General features: G+C 37.3%; 24 protein-coding genes and 1 pseudogene. 12 read left to right on the top strand and 13 right to left on the bottom strand.

Annotation, left to right across the window (positions count from 1 at the left end):
- Positions 1-16: 16 nt before the first annotated feature.
- A complete protein-coding gene (locus FJR05_RS09215; protein WP_217385560.1) occupies positions 17-640 on the bottom strand; it encodes a type IIL restriction-modification enzyme MmeI in 624 nt (207 codons plus the stop codon).
- Between the two features lie 188 nt (positions 641-828).
- Positions 829-1,080: a type II toxin-antitoxin system Phd/YefM family antitoxin gene (locus FJR05_RS09205; protein ID WP_015081441.1), complete on the bottom strand. Its 252-nt coding sequence runs from the start codon at positions 1,078-1,080 to the stop codon at positions 829-831.
- A 153-nt stretch (positions 1,081-1,233) separates the two neighbouring features.
- Here FJR05_RS09205 and FJR05_RS09200 point away from each other — a divergent pair, with 153 nt between their 5' ends.
- The 3 genes from FJR05_RS09200 (at position 1,234) to FJR05_RS09190 (ending at position 2,783) form a co-directional block, all read left to right on the top strand.
- Positions 1,234-1,470: a hypothetical protein gene (locus FJR05_RS09200; RefSeq protein WP_168643822.1), complete on the top strand. Its 237-nt coding sequence runs from the start codon at positions 1,234-1,236 to the stop codon at positions 1,468-1,470.
- 257 nt (positions 1,471-1,727) lie between these two features.
- Complete coding sequence (locus FJR05_RS09195) at positions 1,728-2,081, top strand: MarR family transcriptional regulator (RefSeq protein WP_015081437.1); 354 nt, start codon at positions 1,728-1,730, stop codon at positions 2,079-2,081.
- Between the two features lie 75 nt (positions 2,082-2,156).
- Positions 2,157-2,783 carry a Uma2 family endonuclease gene (locus FJR05_RS09190; protein WP_168643821.1) on the top strand — a complete coding sequence of 209 codons (627 nt, stop codon included), beginning with the start codon at positions 2,157-2,159 and terminating at the stop codon, positions 2,781-2,783.
- A gap of 155 nt (positions 2,784-2,938) precedes the next feature.
- On the opposite strand, the gene FJR05_RS09185 is transcribed toward FJR05_RS09190, so the two are convergent.
- The 3 genes from FJR05_RS09185 to gloA form a co-directional block, all read right to left on the bottom strand.
- Entirely contained in the window at positions 2,939-3,568 is a 630-nt protein-coding gene (locus FJR05_RS09185; protein WP_168643820.1) for a methyltransferase domain-containing protein, read from the bottom strand.
- A gap of 32 nt (positions 3,569-3,600) precedes the next feature.
- Positions 3,601-6,219: an ATP-dependent chaperone ClpB gene (gene clpB, locus FJR05_RS09180; protein ID WP_168643819.1), complete on the bottom strand. Its 2,619-nt coding sequence runs from the start codon at positions 6,217-6,219 to the stop codon at positions 3,601-3,603.
- 93 nt (positions 6,220-6,312) lie between these two features.
- Positions 6,313-6,705 (bottom strand): lactoylglutathione lyase, encoded by a 393-nt coding sequence (gene gloA, locus FJR05_RS09175; RefSeq protein WP_148760260.1) that lies wholly within the window; start codon positions 6,703-6,705, stop codon positions 6,313-6,315.
- A 166-nt stretch (positions 6,706-6,871) separates the two neighbouring features.
- Here gloA and FJR05_RS09170 point away from each other — a divergent pair, with 166 nt between their 5' ends.
- Entirely contained in the window at positions 6,872-7,456 is a 585-nt protein-coding gene (locus tag FJR05_RS09170; RefSeq protein WP_168643818.1) for a Uma2 family endonuclease, read from the top strand.
- Positions 7,457-7,603: 147 nt separating this feature from the next.
- Here FJR05_RS09170 and FJR05_RS09165 read toward each other — a convergent pair whose 3' ends face one another.
- From FJR05_RS09165 to ribBA, 3 genes are all read right to left on the bottom strand, one after another.
- Positions 7,604-8,644, bottom strand: coding sequence for an NADP(H)-dependent aldo-keto reductase (locus FJR05_RS09165; protein WP_168643817.1), 1,041 nt, complete (start codon positions 8,642-8,644; stop codon positions 7,604-7,606).
- On the bottom strand, positions 8,641-8,799 hold the full coding sequence (locus FJR05_RS09160; RefSeq protein ID WP_168643816.1) for a hypothetical protein: 159 nt from the start codon (positions 8,797-8,799) through the stop codon (positions 8,641-8,643). Before FJR05_RS09160 ends, FJR05_RS09165 begins: the two co-directional genes overlap by 4 nt.
- A gap of 141 nt (positions 8,800-8,940) precedes the next feature.
- The gene (gene ribBA / locus FJR05_RS09155; RefSeq protein ID WP_168643815.1) at positions 8,941-10,614 is read right to left on the bottom strand and encodes a bifunctional 3,4-dihydroxy-2-butanone-4-phosphate synthase/GTP cyclohydrolase II; all 1,674 of its coding nucleotides are present in this window, start codon (positions 10,612-10,614) and stop codon (positions 8,941-8,943) included.
- Positions 10,615-11,319: 705 nt separating this feature from the next.
- Between ribBA and FJR05_RS09150 the strand changes: the two are divergent.
- A pseudogene (locus tag FJR05_RS09150) lies at positions 11,320-12,360 on the top strand (sensor histidine kinase); the annotation flags it as partial.
- A gap of 61 nt (positions 12,361-12,421) precedes the next feature.
- Here FJR05_RS09150 and rnc read toward each other — a convergent pair.
- A complete protein-coding gene (gene rnc, locus FJR05_RS09145; protein WP_168643813.1) occupies positions 12,422-13,105 on the bottom strand; it encodes a ribonuclease III in 684 nt (227 codons plus the stop codon).
- A gap of 91 nt (positions 13,106-13,196) precedes the next feature.
- Entirely contained in the window at positions 13,197-13,433 is a 237-nt protein-coding gene (locus FJR05_RS09140; protein WP_168643812.1) for an HNH endonuclease, read from the bottom strand.
- 840 nt (positions 13,434-14,273) lie between these two features.
- Between FJR05_RS09140 and FJR05_RS09135 the strand changes: the two genes are divergently transcribed.
- Together FJR05_RS09135 and FJR05_RS09130 are read left to right on the top strand one after the other, a co-directional pair.
- Positions 14,274-14,690 carry a XisH family protein gene (locus FJR05_RS09135; RefSeq protein ID WP_168643811.1) on the top strand — a complete coding sequence of 139 codons (417 nt, stop codon included), beginning with the start codon at positions 14,274-14,276 and terminating at the stop codon, positions 14,688-14,690.
- Entirely contained in the window at positions 14,678-15,013 is a 336-nt protein-coding gene (locus tag FJR05_RS09130; RefSeq protein ID WP_168643810.1) for a XisI protein, read from the top strand. The genes FJR05_RS09135 and FJR05_RS09130 overlap by 13 nt, the downstream gene beginning before the upstream one ends.
- A gap of 39 nt (positions 15,014-15,052) precedes the next feature.
- Here the strand turns inward: FJR05_RS09130 and FJR05_RS09125 are convergent, their stop codons facing one another.
- Positions 15,053-15,769, bottom strand: coding sequence for a GUN4 domain-containing protein (locus FJR05_RS09125; RefSeq protein WP_168643809.1), 717 nt, complete (start codon positions 15,767-15,769; stop codon positions 15,053-15,055).
- Positions 15,770-16,082: 313 nt separating this feature from the next.
- Between FJR05_RS09125 and FJR05_RS09120 the strand changes: the two genes are divergently transcribed.
- Together FJR05_RS09120 and FJR05_RS09115 are read left to right on the top strand one after the other, a co-directional pair.
- Positions 16,083-17,504 carry an NADP-dependent isocitrate dehydrogenase gene (locus tag FJR05_RS09120; protein WP_168643808.1) on the top strand — a complete coding sequence of 474 codons (1,422 nt, stop codon included), beginning with the start codon at positions 16,083-16,085 and terminating at the stop codon, positions 17,502-17,504.
- A 367-nt stretch (positions 17,505-17,871) separates the two neighbouring features.
- A complete protein-coding gene (locus FJR05_RS09115; protein ID WP_168643807.1) occupies positions 17,872-18,474 on the top strand; it encodes a triacylglycerol lipase in 603 nt (200 codons plus the stop codon).
- Positions 18,475-18,482: 8 nt separating this feature from the next.
- Here FJR05_RS09115 and FJR05_RS09110 read toward each other — a convergent pair whose 3' ends face one another.
- On the bottom strand, positions 18,483-19,364 hold the full coding sequence (locus FJR05_RS09110; RefSeq protein WP_254446884.1) for a 2OG-Fe(II) oxygenase: 882 nt from the start codon (positions 19,362-19,364) through the stop codon (positions 18,483-18,485).
- 329 nt (positions 19,365-19,693) lie between these two features.
- Entirely contained in the window at positions 19,694-20,125 is a 432-nt protein-coding gene (locus FJR05_RS09105) for a VOC family protein (protein ID WP_168643806.1), read from the bottom strand.
- A 949-nt stretch (positions 20,126-21,074) separates the two neighbouring features.
- On the opposite strand from FJR05_RS09105, the gene FJR05_RS09100 reads away from it, so the two are divergent.
- From FJR05_RS09100 to FJR05_RS09090, 3 genes are all read left to right on the top strand, one after another.
- Positions 21,075-21,863 (top strand): Rpn family recombination-promoting nuclease/putative transposase, encoded by a 789-nt coding sequence (locus FJR05_RS09100; protein ID WP_168643805.1) that lies wholly within the window; start codon positions 21,075-21,077, stop codon positions 21,861-21,863.
- A gap of 41 nt (positions 21,864-21,904) precedes the next feature.
- Positions 21,905-22,108 carry a hypothetical protein gene (locus FJR05_RS09095; protein ID WP_168643804.1) on the top strand — a complete coding sequence of 68 codons (204 nt, stop codon included), beginning with the start codon at positions 21,905-21,907 and terminating at the stop codon, positions 22,106-22,108.
- 178 nt (positions 22,109-22,286) lie between these two features.
- Positions 22,287-23,045 carry a TIGR00297 family protein gene (locus tag FJR05_RS09090; RefSeq protein ID WP_168643803.1) on the top strand — a complete coding sequence of 253 codons (759 nt, stop codon included), beginning with the start codon at positions 22,287-22,289 and terminating at the stop codon, positions 23,043-23,045.
- Positions 23,046-23,146: the final 101 nt, after the last annotated feature.

Here is a 23,146-nt window from a genome sequence, read left to right as displayed (position 1 = left end):
CCTACTTCTACCTACCCTATAAACTCTCGAAAGTGGGGGGAGAGTGAAAAACTACATCAGCAAACATACAGAACAATAGCCGCACTAGATATACTTCTAGATCATGCCCTATGTAACCAATTTCTTTGAGGCGATCATGCAGATCCCCCATCAATTCCGCCGCCGCAATATTTACAGGATCTTCATCCTTATAAACCCGTTTTTCATATCCCGCCATAAAGCCGAATAGATGCACATGATTTACAAAATCTTGTAGCTCAAACTCTTTGGTTTCGTTCGTATCTAAATCATAAAGCCTAAATTTTTGGAAATCCGAAACTAAAATATATTTCGGTAATTCATGCTCCTTTAAATTTGGAAAATAATCTTTTGCCTGTTGTGTAGCCTTATCTAAGTCCTTGCTCCTAGACTTATGCTCCACCAAAATCATTCCTTTCCACAAAAGATCGATAAAACCCTGTTTATTGTCCGCCTTTTTGATTGGTTTCTCAAAACTAGCTACTCTTCGCCGTGAAATACCAAACACATTAAAAAAGTCATTCCAGAAGGATTGCGACTCTGACTTCTCCGAAGTCTCATTTTCCCATTCCTTAGAAAAGGCGATCGCCCTTTGCTTAATTTCATTCCAACTTAGAGGCATATCTGCAAATGTTAAGGCATAATTTTAGACAATCTTTATCATATCATTCAGTTCCTAAAATTACTTATAATTGACCTAGCCTTGCTAACATATCCTACTGTTGCTGATTTACATACTCTATCAGATTAGCATTAGAACCAGGAGATAAAACAGCACTAACTAAGACATTAGCATCCAAAATATAGCGATTAAGCATCACTGTTAAGTATCTCGTTTAACAGTTCTAAGGTTAGTCCATTTGCCTGAGCTTCTGCCCCTAAATCCGCCGATATATTTTTTAAACGCAGATTTTTAATCTTTACCAAATCCTCATAATCATTCATCGAAATAATAGCCACATAATTGCGGTCATGTTCCTTAACAAGAATGGGTTCTTGTTGGGCGCTATCCATAATGTAAGCAAAATCTTCCTTTACTTCTGAAACTGAAACTTGTCGCATTGCATTTTGTTTGAGAAATAACTCTGGTCATTGTAGCATAACCTATGGGGCTATAGCGAAGCTCTGCTGCAAGCAGTTCGCCTTTCATAATGGAGAAGTTGATGTTATATTCGTCATAATTATAAGGTCGTGTCTTTTGCAGGAATAAATAGTATGTCTGCCTTATCTAAACAAATTTTACAAACGGTAGAGGTATTACCGACGGAAGATCAATATCAGGTGTTAACTTTTGTAGAATCTCTTTGGAAAAAACGTCAGGAAGCAATCACTACGTCTCTAGAAACAAATTCCCTCTCGTTTTTTGAGGTAGCTCAAGCTTCGATTGGGGCAGGGGAGGGACCAGGCGATCTTTCAACAAATCCTGATTATATGCAGGGCTATGGCCAGTGATGCACTATCAGGTAATCCTCATATTAGATGCTTAAATATGATTCCAGATATTGTAAAGTGGGTTACTTAACGCGCCTTTTTACTTTTAATTATGATTAGTTTGTAATTATTATGCGTTACGCTAACACATCCTACTGTTACTATTTAAAAAAAATTTAGGGCGATCGCTTGCCCATCCTTCGTACCATAATATAGTTCACAAGCATTGATAAATTGCTTGACGATTTTGAAAAAGACATTGAAACCTGGAGTGAATCATGAAAGCAATTATTGAAGTAGCCAAGGGTGGTTCTGCAATCCGAGCTGCTCGTCAACAAATTAAAGACTCCGAAATTGGAAAGCCAGTAAATTTTAGACTTTCATTTGAATCTGCAAAATCACTTTTTAGCGAGCTAACGCCTGCTCGACTTGATTTGCTTGATACTTTAAGCAAAATAGAGCCATGCAGTATTTACGCGCTGGCAAAAACAGCCGAAAGAAACTATTCAAACGTACACACAGACGTAAATCGCCTGGAAGAACTGGGATTAATTGAACGGACAGAAGAAGACAAAATATCTGTACCGTTTGAATCCGTTGAAATATTCATGCCACTAGCGAAAGCAGTGTGAGAATTTGAAAAAACGGCGCAGGATGAATTTAGCGAAAATGCTAGAGTGATGATATTGATGGGGCTAAGTTGACCTATGACCATTGCAACCGAAATACCAATACAACAGCAGTTACTAAGTTTTGGCGATTTTATCGTCCGTTATGGTGACAGTAACCGCTACGAATTGATTGATGGAGAGGTGTTTGATTTAGAACCAACAGGCTACCATGAAGAAGTTTCAGCTTTTACCACCACAAAAATCTGCGCCCAAATTGATGCCTTATGTTTAAATTGGTTTGTCCTTCAGCGAGGATTGTTACGTCCTTCTAACTTGGGTATGACAGCATTTAGACCTGATGTTATGGTTGTTGACCGCAATGAACTAACAAAAGAACTACTTTGGAATGACCAATCAATCCTCACGCTGGGTAGTTCGATTAAATTTGTGATGGAAGTAGTTAGTAGCAACTGGCAAAACGACTATGCGCGTAAGGTCGAAGACTATGCAATTTTAGGTATTCCTGAATATTGGATTGCGGATTATGCGGGTCTAGGTGGGACTCGACATATTGGGAAACCGAAACAACCTACCCTTTCCATTTGTACGTTAGTGAAAGGAGAGTATGAAATTCAGCAGATTCGAGGCAATCAACCCATTACTTCGCTGACATTCCCAAATTTAAAACTGACAGCCGAACAAGTTTTAAAGGCTGGCAGATAAAGTGCTTTAAGCCATGTTTACTTCGGATAAAATATTTAGGGGGGATTGCTAAGGCGATTTGCTCCGCAACACAAGTTAAGGCTGTATAACAAATCATTGAAGCGGATAAATGAGGATACATTATGGTTGATAATTTTGGGTAAATAACGTCGCACTTATCTTTTTTCTAAGATTAAAAAGTAGTGATATGGAAAAGTAGGATCAATATATTCTTCCTTCACTATCAAACCAGCTTTAGCCACAGATTCCAAAAATCGTTTTTTGGGATATCCTTTCAATCCCAATTCCCAATAATGTTCATCACAAAGTGGTGTTGTACTCCAAAATTGGGGAATTTCCCAGAGTAAATGTCTGGCTTTCAGTAAAAAAGAAGTTTTAATTTGCAATGACAGATATTGAGTAGTATTGGGAATAGAAATCACTAAATATTTCTTAGTAACTGCGGCGAGTTTTTTCAATGCTAATTCAGATTTTTCGTAGGGAAAATGTTCTAATACTTGAAACAGAACAATTGCATCAAACTTGTCTTTTGGTAGTGTAAAATCCGCCGTCAAATCCAACATTATATCTGGTTTGAGACTAGGATCAATATCCGCCGTAGTTACGTTATAGTTACTTTGTCGGAGTATTTCTGTAAGCAAAGAATTAAAAATACCAATTTCTAGAACATTTTTAACTTGACTACCCAAGGAAAACAATAACCGCGACTGATGATGATAACTAATAAATCTTTTCTTGGAAAGATATTGCGAACCTGTAATCCCCAATGAAGAAATAAGTTCCATAGAAAGCCCCCTATTTATTAATGAAAATTTATTTAAAGTTTTTTACTAAAACTTAACCCGGTTTCAGCCTTATCAATGATGATAGTATCACCAGAAACAAAGGTATTTTCCAGTAACTTCGTAGCTAGGGGATTTTCTACCTCTCGCTGAATTGACCGTTTTAATGGACGTGCGCCGTAAACTGGGTCATAACCAGCTTCTACAAGATGATCACAAGCGGATTGGGATATTTCAAAAGAGATTTTCTGTTCTTTGAGCAGATTTTCCACCCGTTTGAGTTGAATACGGATAATATGCCCCATTTCTGAACGATTAAGGGCGTGGAATAGAATTAAGTCATCTATGCGGTTGAGAAATTCGGGGCGGAAGTGACTTCGCAAGCCTTCCATAACTTTATTACGCATCAAATCATACTTGGAATCATCCCCAGATACATCCAAAATATGTTCACTGCCGATGTTGCTAGTCATGACTATGACGGTATTCCGAAAATCTACAGCCCGTCCTTGGGAATCCGTAACTCTACCATCATCCAACACTTGCAACAAAATATTAAATACATCGGGGTGGGCTTTTTCTACTTCATCTAACAACACCACCGAGTAAGGATGTCTGCGAATTGCTTCCGAAAGTTGTCCCCCTTCTTCATAACCAACATATCCGGGAGGCGCACCCACCAAGCGGGAAACTGAGTGTTTTTCCATGTATTCGGACATATCCAAACGCACCAAAGCATCATCAGAATCAAAGAGAAACTGAGCTAAGGCGCGGGCGAGTTCGGTTTTACCCACGCCAGTTGGTCCCATAAACAAAAATGAACCAATGGGTCGGGAGGGGTCTTTCATGCCCGCACGGGCGCGACGAATCGCCGCAGAGACGGCGGAAACGGCTTCTTCTTGACCAATTACCCGTTCGTGTAAATGACTTTCTAATTTCAGTAATTTTTGCCGTTCTGATTCCAAAAGCCGATTTACGGGGATTCCTGTCCATTTGGCGACAATTTCGGCAATATCAGCTTCGGTAACTTGTTCGCGCAACAAAGTCGAACCTTGGGTTTGCATTTCTAAAAGTTTCGCTTCTTTGACTTCTCGTTCTCTTTGCACTCCCTCTAATTTACCGTACTTGAGTTGAGCGGCTTTATTTAAATCATAGTCACGCTCTGCTTGTTCAATTTGCACCCGCATTGCATCTTCTTCTTTTTTTAACCCGCTGATAGATTCTAAAATCTGCTTCTCACCTTGCCATTGTTCGTTAAATATTTGCTGTTTGACTGTTAAAGTAGCAATTTCTTCTTGAATCCGTTCTAATCGTTCTTTGGTTGGGGAAATACTCTGTTCTTCTCCAGATAATGACAGCTTTTCCATTTCTAGCTGCATTAAACGCCGGTCAATGGTTTCTAATTCCGCTGGTTTGGATGTAATTTCCATTTTCAATTTCGCTGCGGCTTCGTCAACTAAATCAATAGCTTTATCAGGTAGAAACCTATCAGCAATGTAACGCGCTGATAAAGTTGCAGCAGCGACTAAAGCGGAATCGGAAATTTTAACATTATGATGCACTTCATAACGTTCTTTTAAACCTCGCAAAATGGAAATTGTGTTTTCTACGGTTGGTTGATCTACATATACCTGTTGAAAACGTCTTTCTAAGGCTGCATCTTTTTCAATAAATTTGCGATATTCATCTAAGGTAGTTGCCCCAATACAACGCAATTCACCCCGCGCTAACATTGGTTTAAGCAAGTTTCCAGCATCCATTGAACCTTGTTGATTAGAACCAGCGCCGACAACGGTATGGAGTTCATCAATAAATAAAACTACTTGCCCATTCGATTCCGTAACTTCCCGGAGGACATTTTTTAAACGGTCTTCAAATTCACCTCTGTATTTTGCTCCTGCAATCAGGCTACCGATATCCAAAGAGATCAATTGGCGGTTCTTCAAAGACTCAGGAACGTCACCATTGACCATTCTTTGAGCTAAAGCTTCGGCGATCGCAGTTTTGCCAACTCCTGGCTCACCAATTAACACAGGGTTATTTTTGCTACGACGAGATAAAACCTGAATGACCCGGCGAATTTCATCATCTCTACCAATAACTGGATCTAATTTTCCTGCTTTTGCTTGTTCTGTCAAATCTCGTCCAAATCTTTTTAAAGCTTCCTCTTGTACATCTGCTTCTGCTTTTGAAGATGCTTTAATTTTGGGAGTAGCGCGAACAGATTTAACCCCAAGTTCTACCTGAGCAATATCTATATTTAAGCTTTTAAATAACCGTCTACCGACACGCTCATCATTACCAAACGCTAAAATTATATGCCCTTCTGAGATTTCCTCCTCTCTCATTTTGGTTCTAATTTCATCAGCTTTATCTAAAAGTAAATCTAAATTCCGCCCCAGGTAAAGTTGATCACTTTTCCCAACCTTGGGTTGACGTTGAGTAAAAGCCTCTAGTTGTTGTTTAAACCGCACAGAATCAACTTCCGCACGGGTGAGAATGGCTGTAGCTAGGCTAGTTGGTTCTTCTAAAAGAGCGAGAATTAAATGTTCAACTTCTAATTGTTGTTGTTTATAAGCACGAACCACGTCTTGGGATTTTGTTACCGCTTCCCAGGCTGTATCAGTAAATTTATCAGGATCTGTAGGCTGCATTTGTAAAATTTTAGATTTTAGACTTGTAATTTAAGTTTAGGGGGGGAATTGGGTAATGGGTAAAGAAGTTCTCTTCCTACCCACTACCCTCAATTATGCTGGAGTTTTCGCTTGAATCAATTCAACCTTATAACCATCTGGGTCTTCCACGAAAGCAATTACTGTAGAACCATGTTTCATGGGTCCTGGTTCTCGAACTACTTTACCACCCAGTTGTTTAATAGTCTCACAGGTAGCGTAAATATCATCTACACCCAAAGCGATATGACCATAGGCATTACCTAAATCATACTTTTCTACGCCCCAATTGTAGGTGAGTTCTAAAACTGAATGATCACTTTCTTCTCCATAACCAACAAAAGCCAGGGTAAATTCTCCCCCTGGGTAATCTTTACGGCGAAGTAACTTCATTCCCAGAAAATCGCAGTAAAATTTCAAGGACTCTTCTAAATTACCGACGCGAAGCATTGTATGTAGTAATCGCATATTTAACCTTTGTTCAATGCTTATATTTTATATCTGATAGGGAATTTTCACGATACTTGCGTTTAATTCTGCTTTTAATTGCTCAATCGGTGGTAATTCTATGTTAGCTAATTTCAGCAAGAGCTTGTGGTAAAATTGATTTTAATTTCAGATGGAAGAAATAATTATGATTTCATCACCTTTGATATTACATTTTCCCTCATCAGTGCAAATGACAGATGATCAATTTTTTGATTTCTGTCAAGAAAACCGTGATTTACGCATTGAGAGAAATAGATTTGGAGATATATCAATTATGTCACCCGCAGGTTCAGAAACAGGAAATAGAGAAGGTAATATATTTGGACAGTTATGGGTATGGTCAGAAAAAGATGGTACAGGTATAACTTTTAGTCCCAGTACAGGATTTACACTATCCACAGGTGCGAAACGTTCTCCTGATGCTTCCTGGATGAAGTTAGCAAGATGGAATCAACTTACACCTGCACAACAACAGAAATTTGCACCTATTTGTCCTGATTTTGTCATTGAATTAAGGTCAAATTCTGATAATTTGCAGCCTTTAAAAGATAAAATGCAGGAATATATGCAAGAACCAGGAATCCAATTAGGTTTATTAATTGACCGCAAAAATCGCCGAGTTTATATTTATCGTCCTGGACAAATAGAGGAATGTTTAGAAAATCCTGATACTGTGAGTTGTGATCTTACTTTACCAGGATTTGTTTTGGATATGGGTAAAATTTGGTAGTTATCAAATCAATAAAATTCATAAATAAATTATACTGAAATATAAAGTGAAAAATAACCTCCGAGTTTTTTAGATAAATCGCAGGTTATTTATGTAGAAATAAGTTTATTTCTTGGTGTCTCTATTGTAATTATTATTCGCAGAAAATTACGGGGCTGGATTAGGATTAAGAGTGTGAATTGTATCTATTTCTTCTAATACTTGTTTATCCAAAATTACATTCACACTATCTATATTTTCTTGCAATTGTTGTAAAGTTGTCGCCCCAATAATTGTACTTTTAACAAACCAGCGACTCTTAACAAAAGATATTGCTAATTGTGCAGGTGTGAGATTATATTTTTTGGCAATTTCTACATAAGCAACTATGGGTTTTTGAACATGGGGTTTTAGATAACGTTGTCCAAAGCCTGGAAAGAGAGATATTCTCGTATTTTTTAGTTCTGGAGTCTCTATATATTTACCTGTTAAAAAACCAAAAGCAAGAGGACTATAAGCCAATAAACCAACATCTGTATAGCGAGAAACTTCTGCTAAGGCTGAATCAAAGTTACGATTTAGTAAATTGTAAGCATTTTGAATGGAAACAACTTTGGGTAATCCCATTTCGTTAGCAATGCGAATAAATTCACTAACTCCCCAAGGAGTTTCATTACTCAAACCCAAATAGCGAATTTTTCCCGTTTGAATAATATTAGCAAATGCTGTTAATTGTTCAGTAATAGAAACAGTTTCTCTCTCAAATTCTGGATTATAAGTTGTTTGTCCAAATGTGGGAACATAACGATCTGGCCAATGAATTTGATACAAATCTATGTAATCTGTTTGTAATCTCTGTAAACTATCATTTACTGCTTGTGTAATATTATCATGGTTGATTTTATTATTTCCTCCTCTTAACCACGATAAATAACGACCAGGTCCTGTTATTTTGGTAGCAATTATGAGTTTATCTCTTTGCTGTTTCTGTAACCATTCGCCAATATAAGTTTCTGTTTTTCCTTGGGTTTCACTACGAGGAGGTACGGGATACATTTCCGCAGCATCTAGAAAATTTATTCCTTGGTTGATAGCATAATCTAGTTGTTGATGTGCATCTTCAATGGTATTTTGATTTCCATAGGTCATAGTTCCTAAACAAATTTCGGAAACTTTGAGGTCGCTTGCACCGAGTTGGTTGTATTTCATGATTTTTGCATAATTTCTATCAATTCTACTGTGCCATAGCAGTTATTTTCTGACTGGACAATGGTTTTGGTTTTGAGATTGATATCAGCATTCACACCTTGACCACCTACTTTGAATTTTAGCTCTGATTCGGTGAGATAGCGATCGCTCTGCAAAAAGCCAGTAATCGCTTTGGGTAATACAGCAGGAGTTAGGAGTCAGGAGTAAAACTGGCTGTCTAGCTTTGAATTTAGATCCTGTACCTTATTAATTTGCAATCTGCTGTATATTATCAATGTGGGGAAATTTAGAACATCCTACTTACTAAAACTGTAAATGTGCTGTGTGTGCAAGTTATCTTGTAAAGATGAAGGTAAGATACCATCAGCGAAAGTTTGCCTGTCTAATTGTACCTGCAAATTACTCAAAGGATCGCTACCCGTCGCAATCAGAAATTCCATTTTTTGAATGTAGGGTAAAGTGACGATTTCATCTAAAATCTGGCAAATTGCTTGCAGGTAAGGATGACCTTTTTGTTGATACCAATTAGATTCAGCAATATTCGCTTGATCAAAACCCAAATGCACAGTTAAAGATGGTTGATCAAATAAAGCGATTCCCAAGGGACGGGCTTCTTCCTGTAACAATAAATGCTGATCTTTTGATAAATGCCGTATTTTCTCTAACCGTTTATAGCGTTCGGTGACGGATTCTGGTTCATCTTGCCAATGTATTGCTACTGTGACTAGATAAGTTTGTAACAGCATATGCCCCAATTTCTTGGCTTTGGTAGCTAGGTAATAGGAATTGAAATCATTAGACTCAATTAACAGCGGCACACGATCTACAACTTCTAAACCATAACCTTTGACACCAGCAATTTTCCGGGGATTATTGGTAATCAGACGGATTTTTTTGATGCCCAAATCCATGAGAATTTGCGCCCCCATACCATAGTCACGCAAATCAGCGGGAAATCCTAAACGTTCATTGGCTTCAACGGTATCTAAGCCCATATCTTGTAAGGAATAGGCTTTCAGTTTGTTAACTAAGCCTATCCCTCGTCCTTCTTGACGCAGGTAAACAACGACACCTTGTCCTGCATCCTCAATCATTTTTAATGCGGCTTGTAATTGCATCCGACAGTCGCAACGCAAAGAACCCAACGCATCACCGGTTAAACATTCCGAGTGCATTCGCACCATCACAGCTTCATCACCGAAATTTGTCGGATCTCCCTTGACAATGGCAACGTGTTCTGTATTATCTAGGGTGTGACGGTAGCCGTAGATATCAAATTGACCGAATTGGCTGGGGAGTTTGGTGATGACTTCTCTATATATTAGGCGATCGTTTTGGAGACGATAACTGATTAAATCAGCAATGCTAATAATTTTCAGGTGATGATTTTTGGCATATTCGACTAACTGATGTAACCGCGCCATTGAACCATCGGGGTTTTGAATTTCACAAATTACACCGGCTGGATAGAGTCCAGCTAGTCGGGACAGGTCTACAGCAGCTTCTGTGTGTCCTGCCCGTTTGAGTACGCCTCCCGGTCTAGCCCGCAGGGGAAAAATATGACCAGGACGGCGTAATTCTTCCGGTTTGGTGTCTGGGTTAAGGGCGACTTGGATTGTCCGGGCGCGGTCTTCGGCGGAAATGCCGGTACTAACGCCCAAATGGGGACCAGCATCAATACTAACTGTAAAGGCGGTTTGGTTAGTATCTGTGAGTTTGCTGACCATTAATGGTAAGTCTAGTTCATCGAGGCGATCGCCTGTCATAGCCAAACAAATCAGCCCTCTGGCTTCTACAGCCATGAAGTTAATCATGTCAGGAGTGGCAAATTGGGCGGCACAAATTAAATCGCCTTCATTTTCTCGATTTTCGTCATCTACGACAACAATGATACGACCCGCTTTGAGATCGGCCAAAGCGGCATCAATAGAATCAAATGTAAAGGTTTGGGTAATATTAGGCTGTGACACAGAAAATTTCCAGCTATCAACGTAAAGTTTTTTAACAATTTCTTATTGTAAATTGTAGCTTGTTTATGGGAATTAGAGGTTTTATGAGATAACTAAACTGTTACTTGACACCAAGATAGTTTATATATACTATAAGTATTTTATAATACTATATACGTAGAGTATTCAGCTATGGAGGTAAATTGTTAGTACAGCACGGCGTAAATAAACCAAATATTTACAGCAATACCTGCTGTTATGAAGTACAGTTTTTTATCGCCAAGCCTGTAGGGGTTTCCCCGCCCTCCATTATATTACTAATTTTTACCAAAGAATCACCAAAGGTAGAGAAATGTCTATCCAATGGTAGACAGTGTATCAGGCATTTTTTATAAAAATTCAATCCCACATTCCGCAGGTGTTTTTTGAATTTTCGGAATTATCCATAACCCAATGATAACAAGGCTTTCAGACAATGATACGCAATTCTATATTAGTGCGATAGCGAAGCGCTGCTGCAAGCAGATCGCTCTCCACCTAAAGTCTGAATCAATCTTATTGATAATATTGTCAATAAATTAGTTGGTTTGAGATTAAATTCATTGAATACCGACCTAGATGGCAAAAAGCATGAAGTGGTTATTATGATTGGGTTTTAGCTTTTTTATGAAATTCTTTTTTTGGCAAAATAACCTGCTGGTAAAAATATTTTGAGTATATTTACTCATGCTGAATGTGGGTTCAAAATTTCAGGGTAGTGATTTTAAATCAATAGTAACGGCTAGTTGGGAACATGGGCTGTTTCGCGCTACACAAGGCTTTGACCCAGAAGAAATTTCTAGAGAATACCATCAATTAAGGACAGTAATATTTGACACTATATACGCAGATTTATTGCAGGAAACCCCTACAGATATTATTCGGGCTATGCGGTTGATTGACAGGGTGATTGATCAAGCGATCGCTCGGCGTTTTATTAGTTATGTTGATGAACGATTACGGGAATTAGATCATCTGCACACCACTTTAACTTTACACAATCAGGAACTAACTCGATTAGTTAATGCTAACCGAGAAAATCTCTCTTTACTAACTCATGATTTAAAACAGCCTTTAGCTTCAATTATTGGTTACTCTGATTTATTTTTACGTCAACATCAAAAAACGGATGACAAAGAAAACTATCATGATATCGAACATATTGAACGAGTCTTACGCAATGGTAGACAATTGCTACGTTTAATTAATGATTTACTAGAATTATCACGGTATGAATCCGGCAAAATCAAACTGGATCTTACATCACCTGATGTCTGTGAAATCATTAATAATGTATGTGAAATGCTTGAACCTTTAGCTGCTGAAAAAGAGTTAGTTCTCGTGGTTAATTGTCAACAAGAACCCCAAAAAATAATCACAGATGCCTTTCAATTACAACAAATTATCATCAATCTTGTGAGTAATGCGATTCGCTATACAGAGTCGGGAAGTATTAAGATTACTTGTCATGTATTAGATGATCAAAAATGGGAACTTATCGTTTCTGATACAGGTATTGGCATTGCCCCAGAAAACCAAAAACAGATTTTTGAACCCTATTTTCGTTGCACTAGTCAAAAGTCTCACCTACCTGATAGTAGTGGTTTAGGTTTAACAATAGTTTCGCGGTTGGTGAAACTATTGCAAGGTGAAATTAAGCTAGTTTCTGAACCGGGAGTTGGTTCTACTTTTACTGTAATTTTGCCTTTACAAATGGAAATGAAATAAAGTTGATTTCGCTCAAAGATATAAAAGATATTTTTACACCTTTGAGTAAAATCAATAATTATCAATCTAATAAACCTGATTTTTTCAATTTCGCTAACGCATCTTCAGCAGCAGCTTTTTCGGCTTCTTTTTTATTCTTTCCTTTACCTTCTCCCTTTTCTCTACCTTCTACTAATACTTTAGCTCTAAATTCTGGCGCGTGAGATGGTCCCCCTATTTGTTCTGTTACATATTTAGGGGGATTTGTGATACCTTGAGCTTGTACCCATTCTTGAAACCGATTTTTGGAATCTACATTAGAACGAGATACAACAATATTCTCAGGTACAGATGCAAAAAGTGTTTCTACAATAGGACGAAGTAATTCAATATTGGAATTATTATCTAGATAATAAGCACCAATAACTGCTTCAAATGTGCTACTTAATAAATTAGGATTATTATATCCTCCATCGAGAATTGCACCTTGTCCTAAACGCATTCTGAAGTTTAAACCAACTGCTTCCGCAAATTTTGCTAATTGTTTTTCATCTACTAATGCAGAACGACGACGAGTTAATTCATCTTCTCCTTTGTTTTGATGCTCCCGATAGAGATATTCACCGCTTAAAAAATTGAGAATAGCATCACCAAGGAATTCTAGGCGCTCGTTATGTTTTTCTCCTGGATGTTCATTAACATAAGAACGATGGGTTAATGCTTGACGGAGAAGTTCTTCGTTATGGAATGCGAGAAGTTTGTGCATTTTTATTTTTTTATTATTTGTGAATTTAATTAAGTGAAGAGGTGAGCAATATACCCACCTCACAAAATAAAAACCTAATAAGATTTAGGTGTTATTTAAAGACATTTACCTTTACACCTGGTGGAAATAGACTATTTCCACGAGAACGGTTACAAGTTAAACAAGCGAGTCTTAGGTTTTCCAAAGAGTTAGAACCACCACGACTTTTAGGACGGAGGTGTTCAATAGTCAGCATATCTATTGATATCGACTTACCACACCACCAACAGCAAGCACCATATTCATCTATCAGTTGATGCTTTTTACTTTGTTTCTGTTTGGAATTCATGTGAATTATTTTCCGTTGATTTTTTTGTCAACAGCATCGGAAAACCACACATCTATTAGCAATATAGCCATATTAGAGAATAAACTAAAAAGTTAGTTTTCTCTTATCTAGCTTCTCTAAATTAATCAGTTTCAGTCTCAGCAGTACGATTCACAAATTACTGCCAACAGTTCGCTTCGTTCCTGCGGCTGAAATTTGATCTAAAAAAATTTACTTTTAACCGGTTTTCCTAACAAATTCGTGAGTTTGTTCAGCTTGTATAATTCTGTTTATCTTGAAGTAGTATTTCGCAAATAAAATACTCTATTTATCGAGTTAGAACCAAGCACTGAAGGATAAAATATAGCTTTTTATTTTCCTTCTGCAAGCAATAACGCAATTGTTTTGAGATTCTTAGTTATATATGTTAGATTCTCTGAGAATGGCATGATGGCGTTATTTTTGCTAGGTTCTGCTAACTTCAAAATTTCTCACAAATTTAGTTGTCACCACTATTGAGTGCCACTAACTAATCGCTTTGCACTTGCTGGTTTTGGCTGAAATCAAACTTAACTTTCAGACAAAGGAACAAAGCGAGCTACTAGCAGTAACTTAGGAATCCTGCTGCTGAGACAACTACTGACGCTTGGGCGTTAGAGTTCTGCTTGAGATCGCAGTTATTTAGCTGTCTTAACACTAAAGAATTACATATCTACTTTAGAATGTCAAGATTCTGTTTGTAAAAAAATATGACATCTACCAATTCTAGATCCCCATTTGGGGTATTCCAGAGATGTCTGTGAGGTTAGACATGGGGAGATATTATTATAATAATATATAAAAAGACTAAATTTTAAACCAATGCCAGCTAAAGATATTTTTCATGATGCTGTGAGGAAAGGATTAGAAAAAGAGGGTTGGGTAATCACGGATGATCCTTTGAGGATTGAAGTTGGTGATGTGGAAATGTATATTGATCTTGGGTCTGAGGAAATTTTAGCTGCTGAAAGAACTGGAGAAAAAATAGCAGTGGAAATTAAGAGTTTCACTGGTACATCTAGTATTTCTCAATTTCATACAGCGGTTGGCCAGTTTTTTAATTATCGTTTTGCATTAGAACAAAAAGAATCAGAAAGAGTTTTATATTTGGCTGTTCCTTTGGGTGTTTATCACGCTTTCTTTCAATTGCAATTTATCAAAACAGTTGTCGAACATTATCAACTTAAAATCATTGTTTATGATCCGATTCAGGAGGAAATTGTAGAATGGAAAAACTAAAGCAATATCAAAATTATGTTCAACAAGTTATCAGAGAGTATGCTCAAATAGGTTCAAAGAAAGATGAGATTGAGAAACAACTGATTTTTGATCCTGTTGGTAATCATTATCAGTTAATGTATGTTGGTTGGAAAAACAGACGCAGACAGCATGGCTGTGTTTTACATCTTGATATTAAAAACGACAAGATTTGGATACAACATGATGGAACGGAAATTGGTATAGCAGATGAATTGGTTAAATTAGGTGTACCAAAAGAAGATATTGTTTTAGCTTTTCATGAGCCTTTGATGAGACAATATACAGACTTTGCAGTTGGTTAACTACAGATTCCCAACTTCTTAAAGAAGTCGGGGATCTAACTACTTAGTCCAAGCAGGATGAGACAATAAAGAAGACATGACTCTTACACCCCGAAGTTGATTAGAAAGGGGTAAATGACCTCTAGGAGCGCTTAAATCCCAGGTAAACCCGTTAGGATATCTTGTCCAATTATTACCATCCTTCCAGCCAATTTTTGGCCAGAGACTAACCCAATTTTTACTTAAACCTAACCAAATTTCGCGCTGTACGGAAAAGCCAAATTTGCCTTCTGAGTGAATTACCCAGAGTTGATTGATGGTGCGTAAGTCTTGAATGGGGAAATTTTCTACTTCTGTAAAGTATAGCCATTTTCTTTTTACTGCTTGGGAACCTGCCGCTTCACACATCTTTTGAATTGTCAAGAGATCCGCTGCTTGGAAGTCTTGATTGGCAAGTAACTTTTGCAAAGAATTGTAACTGATCCCACAGTCCGATTTTAGAGGTACAATTCCTTCAGGAAAGTTAGTTTGTAGAAATTCTTGATCTGTCGGTGCATTAGTATTATAGATGACTTGGTAGACTTTACCATCAATCCAAGTTGCTGGGGTATCACGACGTTTCAGCAAAAATTCCTTCAACACATCTAACCCATCATTACCCAAGTTAGCTAACTGCGGGATGATCTGTTGTTGGACTTTTTCGGACCCAGCGATTAACTTTTGGCGAAGGGAGTCGAGATCATTTGTAGTGCCTGATACAATCATTGGGTCTGTCATGCCGTTACTCGTGTTAGCGTGAGCGTGAATAAACTATCTATTGCTATCGGTTATTCTACAAAATGAAGGACGAATAGCGAAAAGTAGTTTACAGAAATCTTGGGTGAATCTGGAAAGCCTTTGAGTGTGTGTCTAAAAAAGTCACTCTCGGTGGCTGATGTGAAATCCTAACTAACAATACTTTATCAGGTAAGGGGTCATAGGGTTACGGTAATTATGACTCCTAACTCCTGCTGGCGGGGAAACCCCATTCATTGGGCGGGGAAACCCCGCCCCTACTTGGTGAATTTTTTCTATTTGGAATGTGTGAATTATGTACGAAAAGATTACTCCTCCCAATACTGGCGCGAAAATTACCTTCAAAAATGGTGAACCGGTTGTTCCTGAAAATCCGATTATTCCTTTTATTCGCGGTGATGGTACGGGGATAGATATTTGGCCGGCGACGGAAAAGGTGCTGGATGCAGCGATCGCAAAAGCATACAAGGGCAAAAGAAAAATTAGCTGGTTTCGGGTTTATGCTGGTGATGAAGCCTGTGATCTATATGGTACATATCAGTATTTGCCCCAGGATACATTGACGGCGATTAAGGAATATGGCATAGCTATTAAGGGTCCGTTGACTACTCCTGTCGGTGGGGGAATTCGGTCGTTAAATGTGGCATTACGCCAAATTTTTGATCTTTATACTTGTGTGCGTCCTTGCCGATATTACGCTGGAACTCCTTCTCCCCACAAAACTCCTGAAAAATTGGATGTGATTGTTTATCGGGAAAATACGGAAGATATTTATTTGGGGATTGAGTGGAAGCAAGGGAGTGCCATTGGCGATCGCCTGATAAAATTCCTAAATGAGGAATTGATACCCGCTACACCAGAACACGGTAAAAAGCAAATTCCCCTCGACGCTGGTATCGGCATCAAACCCATCAGCAAAACTGGTTCTCAGCGTTTGGTGAGACGTGCCATTAAACACGCTTTGTTATTGCCCAAAAATAAGCAACAAGTCACCTTGGTGCATAAAGGCAATATTATGAAGTACACAGAAGGCGCTTTCCGAGATTGGGGTTATGAATTAGCAACCAGCGAATTTCGTCAAGAGTGCGTGACAGAACGGGAATCTTGGATTTTGGGTAATAAGGAGAGAAACCCCAATATTTCCTTAGAAGAAAATGCCCATGAAATTGATCCTGGTTTTGATTCTTTGACTCCAGAGAAAAAAGCGCAAATTGTCAAGGAAGTGGAAACGGTTCTGAATACAATTTGGGACAGTCACGGAAATGGCAAATGGAAAGAGAAAATCATGGTCAATGATCGCATTGCTGATAGTATCTTCCAACAAATTCAAACTCGACCAGATGAGTATTCTATTCTGGCGACAATGAACTTGAACGGTGATTATTTATCCGATGCTGCTGCTGCTATTGTTGGCGGTTTAGGCATGGGTCCAGGGGCAAATATTGGCGACTCCTGCGCGATTTTTGAAGCTACTCATGGGACAGCACCAAAACACGCTGGTTTAGACAGGATTAATCCTGGTTCGGTGATTCTTTCCGGTGTGATGATGCTGGAATATATGGGTTGGCAAGAAGCCGCAGATTTAATTAAAAAAGGATTGGGTGATGCGATCGCTAATGGTCAAGTTACCTATGACTTAGCGCGGTTAATGGAACCACCTGTACAACCATTAAAGTGTTCTGAATTTGCAGACGCAATCATCAAACATTTCGGTTAATTTCTATTAACTGTAGGGGCGGGGTTTCCCCGTCCTATTAACACTTAACGTAGTCTCAGTCTTTTTTTATGATTTTTTCACTTCTTTTCCATCAATCTTAGTATTTTTCCTCTGGCGATCGCCGTTGAACTCACGTTAATCGGATATGATATATGCAGAGTCAAGTAAGCGAATCTAATATACTCAACACGGCTTAATTAATTGATTCTCTGGGTAGGGGTAAAGCATGAGCTAAACCTCTACAAATCTGGAGTTTTCGTGATTTTATAAAAATCCATGTATCAACCGTTTTTAGTCTATATGGCGAAGTCCTATTTAGGATTAAAATATTGAGTTAAATTATCGACAATAATAACTAATTAAGATCATGACAACAAAACAGCAAAATCCCGTTTTATTAGTGCATGGTATTAACGATACTGGGGCGGTTTTCAATAAAATGGCATTTCATCTGCGACAACAAGGTTTATCGGTGTATACGATGGATTTAATCCCTAATAATGGTTCTGAGGTTTTAGAGAAATTAGCCCAGCAGATAGCTAATTATGTAAATGATACCTTTGCAGTAGCACAACCACTAGATATAGTAGGTTTTAGTATGGGAGGAATTGTCAGCCGTTATTATATTCAGCGGTTGGGGGGAATAAATAGAGTCCAGCGATTTATTACAATATCTTCACCTCATTATGGAACTATCGTTGCTTATGGTACTTGGCTGGCTGGTGCTTTGCAAATGCGTCCTCATAGTGATTTTCTCAATGATTTAAATTCTGATGTCGAGATGTTAAAAGAGTTGAATTTTACATCTATTTGGACACCTTATGATTTAATGATTTTACCCGCTACAAGTTCACAACTTGGTATAGGTAAAGATATAACTTTACCAGTGTTATTACATCCTTTAATGTTAACAGATTCTAGAACTTTATCAATAGTGGCAAATATATTAAAAAAATCAGTGAAATCATGAATATTTTTTTACCAAAAAATACACTTCTTTTGTGTTTCTGAAATGTGTTTACTCAATAAAAGTAAATCTTTGTATGGCAGAGTAGATGTACCATATAATGCTTGTTTATATCGTCTAGTAGTGTAATCAAAAAATAGTGTAAATCTATCTGAAGTTATAGGTGGCTTACCTCGATGAAAAATACTAGCAGTATCAGCAATGATTACTGTACCAGCCATTCCTGTACATGATTTATAAATAGCTGAAGATATAATTTTTTGCATAATTTTATCGGGAATGTAACCAGATGTATATTTTAAAGTATAAGCTATTTCTGATGTTAAAGATTTGGAAATATATTGAAATGGTCCATTATTTTCACTAACATCATTTAAGTAAATGATAATCTTTAAAATTTTTCGATCCTCTTGATCTATATGCCATAATCTTGAACCTGCTTCCAGTTCGTTAGCAATATCTTGACGAAAATATACACCTTGATAAGCTACAGGTACACCAAGAAAATTTTCAATGATATTCAGTAACCGTTGTTCAACTCCCCATAAGAAAATTTTTGGATACTCCATTATTTGTTGTGGACTAGCATGAATAACAATTTCATTGGAGTGAGACAATACATTTTGTGATATTTTTGGCATGAGAATATGTGCAGATTCAAGCAAATCAGGAGTAGATATAATTCCCAATTGGTCTAAAGTAGTAATCGCAACTCCTTCTTTTTTGACAAGATCAACTAAATTAATATCCTCTGGTGAAATAATAGGCAGATTGTGAAGATTTTTTTCTACAGCTTTTTGATAGAAACAATCAGCTTGATATTTTGTGTATGGATGTTGATCAAATTTTCTTAATATTTTTTTCCAAAACTTTAGCAAAAATTTATCTACCAATTATATTATCCTTATATTATTAAAAATTAATTCTTAAATTATGAATATCCATAAATCTAATTGACATTAATATATCTATTTTAATAATCAAAAAAATCATACCAATGATACTTGTTATATATAAATTTCTTTTTGCTCCTATATAGCTTATGATAAAAACAGTGAGGAGGAATACCTAACTCACTCTATTTTTACTATAGTAATCCAATTTAATTTATGAATTTTTTATAGAAGCAGGGAACAGCAAAAAAGGGCTTCAGGATGTACTGAGTCTTATTCAATAATCAAATAGTAGTCCTATATTATCATCTTTAATTCGTTATGGACAACTAATTTCTATCACCAATTTGGGTACATTCAGCATTACCAAAAATAGCTTCTGGATAACGATAATACTTAAATTCTATTAAGTTATAAAAAGGGTCTTCTAAGAAAAAAGTCTGATGTTCTAGAAGAGAATCACTAAAGCGATATTTGGGTTCTTCTCTAAATTTTAAATCTTTGTTCTTTGCCTTTTCTAATAATTCTTGCCAATCTGCTTCTTGGGGGAAAATTAGTCCAAAATGCCGGGGATAAATTGCCTTTTGAGGTGTTAGAATATCCTTGGTAACGTGGGCTACCAATTGATGTCCATAGAGGTTGAGAATCAAAGCGTGGGGGTTTTCGCGTCCGGGAATGCAGCCTAAACCGTCAACATAATAGGCTTTAGTTTGGGGAATATCCGCGACAGGGAAAGCGAGGTGAAATATGGTTTGGTTCATATTTATAAATTTTCTTTTGTGGTTTTTTTATTCCCACGATTGGTTTACAATAAATATACTAACACAAATTTGTAAACCAACCACCGTCATGATTGGCACTCGTATTAAACCCTTATAACGTAATAAACAATGGTTAAACAATCAAAGAAATCTCAAAAAAATAAAACCTCTAAAAAAACAGAACAAATTCCAGAGAATAAAAAAAATAAGTTTGGCAAGAATCCGTTAGACAAATTTGCAGAAAATGTCTAAATATAAGTGATATTTACGAATCTTTACAAATCCGTTACAGAGGAGTTTCCAGCAAGCGAAGGAAAAATGGAATTAAAGAAACATTGAAACAAGACTACTTGCAAACTGATCAAGAAATAAGTATGATTATGGATAATTAAGTCGGTTAGCATGATGGTAAATGCGATCTCTGGGATACACTTCTGTACGTCCCATCCCCTAATATGCCCTTTCACAGAAACGGTATTCTAGGAGATAGATGAAGGTTCAAATCCTTCACCAATGGTTAGCATGATGGTAAATGCGATCTCCGGGATGCACTTCTGTGCGTCCCATCCCCTAATATGCCCTTTCATGGAGACGGTATTCTAGGAGTATAGATGGAGGTTCAAATCCTTCGCCGATCTATTGTTTTGCATAGTAGCTCAAAATGTAAACCAGTGCGATCACATTTTCATAAAAACCCCACTTTATTACCTATAATAAATATATAGGATGCAGCAGACATGGTTGCAACATGACATCCCGTTACCTTAAAGGTCGAGGAATTCCGGTAAAGACGTTCTGAATACCAAAAATGAATTTTTGGCGAAGACTCCTTCAGGAGTCTTTGTTATTTATGGAATCTGTAATTTCTGAAAATCAAAATAATTGTTTACTTCTATATACCTATTTTCCAGTAAACTAACGAAAGTTTACACTCTGCTTCTCACCAACAATGAAGACAGACACAATATTTTACACCCTCCTACAAAATCTCCCCAGCGTTTTATTTGAACTGCTGGAAAAACCACCCCAACTAGCTGCACACTACGAATTTTCTTCTGTAGAAATAAAAGAACTAGCACGTCGCATAGATGGTGTATTTCTACCGAAAATCGAGTACCCAGAAGATCCCATTTATTTTGTCGAAGTTCAATTTCAAGATGATGATAACTTATACTGGCGGTTGATTACCGAAGTATTTCTGTATTTAAACCAGTATAAACCTGATAAAAAATGGCAAGCTGTAGTATTGTGGGCTAAACGGAGTCTTGATCCTGGAATACCCTTGGCATATCAAACTTCACTAGCTGCGGGACAAATTCATGTAGTTTATTTAGATGAATTAACAGATACATCATCTTCAATTGGTTTGGGAATTATTCAATTAGTAGTTGCGCCTGAAGATGAAGCAATACAAACAGCAAGAAGTTTAATTAATTTAGTACAACAAGTAGATGCGGCAAACAGTCGTTATCTTTTAGAATTAGTAGAAAGGATGCTAATTTATAAGTTTTCCACCTATAGCCGTCAGGAGTTAGAAGCGATGTTTGGATTAACAGAATGGCGACAAACTCGATTTTATCAAGAAGTTGAGCAAGAAACAGAACTGGCAACAAAGCTGAAAACCATACCTCGTCTTTTGAAAATGGGTTTGAGTGTAGAACAAATTGCGGAAGCACTAGAATTAGATGTTGAAGTGGTGCAGCAAGCAATAAAAACACAAGGTAGAAAAGAATCTTAATTTACAAGTTTTCCACCTATACCTGTCAGGATTTAGAAGCGATGTTTGGATTAACAGAATGGCGACAAACTCGATTTTATCAAGAAGTTAAGGAAGAAGTTGAGCAAGAAACAAAGCTAAAAACGAAGTTAGAAATAATTCCAAGACTGTTAAGAGAGGGGCTAACCGGAGAACAAATTTCTTATGTACTTGAATTAAATATTGAAGTAGTACAACAAGCAATGAAACAGCAAATTAGAGAATAATTTGCATATTTGGTGTTGCTGATTAACTCTAAGAGTAGGTTTGCTGCAAAGTTATGGCTAACACTAAGCTGTTTGACAAATACAAGTGAAGAAGTCAAATTATGATAAATCTGTGGTAAAAGAGGATAAAATCATTTGATTAGCATAAAAATCTGAAAATACTCATAATTTATCACAGATGTTATCTTTAATAGATTCTATTAATCCCTGGTTAATGGGAGTAGGCTTAAATGCAATTTTACTAGGAATAGTCGCAATTATTCCCAAAAAATTGCTCACCCCGGCAGGTATACTTAATGCTGGTTTATTAGGAATTATCATTTGGGGAACACTAGGTTGGCAAGGATATCTAGTGGTGGTATTTTATTTTATTGTCGGTTCTGGGGTAACACGCATTGGTATGGCGGAAAAAGAAGCCGCCGGAATTGCGGAAAAACGTGCCGGTGCAAGAGGTCCTGAGAACGTTTGGGGTTCAGCATTAATAGCGGCTTTATGTGCCTTGGGAGTATGGTTTTTACCTGATTTTAAATATTTGTTATGTTTGGGTTATGTTGCCAGTTTTAGCACCAAACTATCTGATACTACAGCCAGTGAAGTGGGTAAAGCTTATGGTAAAAGCACCTTTTTAATTACGACACTCCAACCAGTGCCTAGAGGTACAGAAGGGGCGGTGAGTTTAGAAGGAACATTAGCTGGTATGGTAGCATCAATAGCGATCGCCCTTATTGGCTGGAGTGTCAATTTAATTAATCCCCTGGGTATTATTTGGAGTGTCATAGCCGCATTTATCGCTACAAATTTAGAAAGTGTCATTGGTGCAACTTTGCAATCTAAATATAGTTGGCTTACCAATGAGGTTGTGAATATCTTTAATACCCTGATTGGTGCAACTGCGGCAATTATACTGGCGTTAATTTATCAAAGTATCTTTGTTTAACTATTGACTAAAATCACTTCATGTAGGTTGGGTTGACACAAGGAAAGTAGTTTTTCACTCTCCCCCCACTTTCGAGAGTTTATAGGGTAGGTAGAAGTAGG

Origin of the sequence: Dolichospermum sp. UHCC 0259 (assembly GCF_009711935.1) — a bacterium.
Classification (GTDB): domain Bacteria; phylum Cyanobacteriota; class Cyanobacteriia; order Cyanobacteriales; family Nostocaceae; genus Dolichospermum.
Note: the sequence above shows the minus strand (reverse complement) of the source record. Positions and strands in the feature narration are given on the sequence as shown.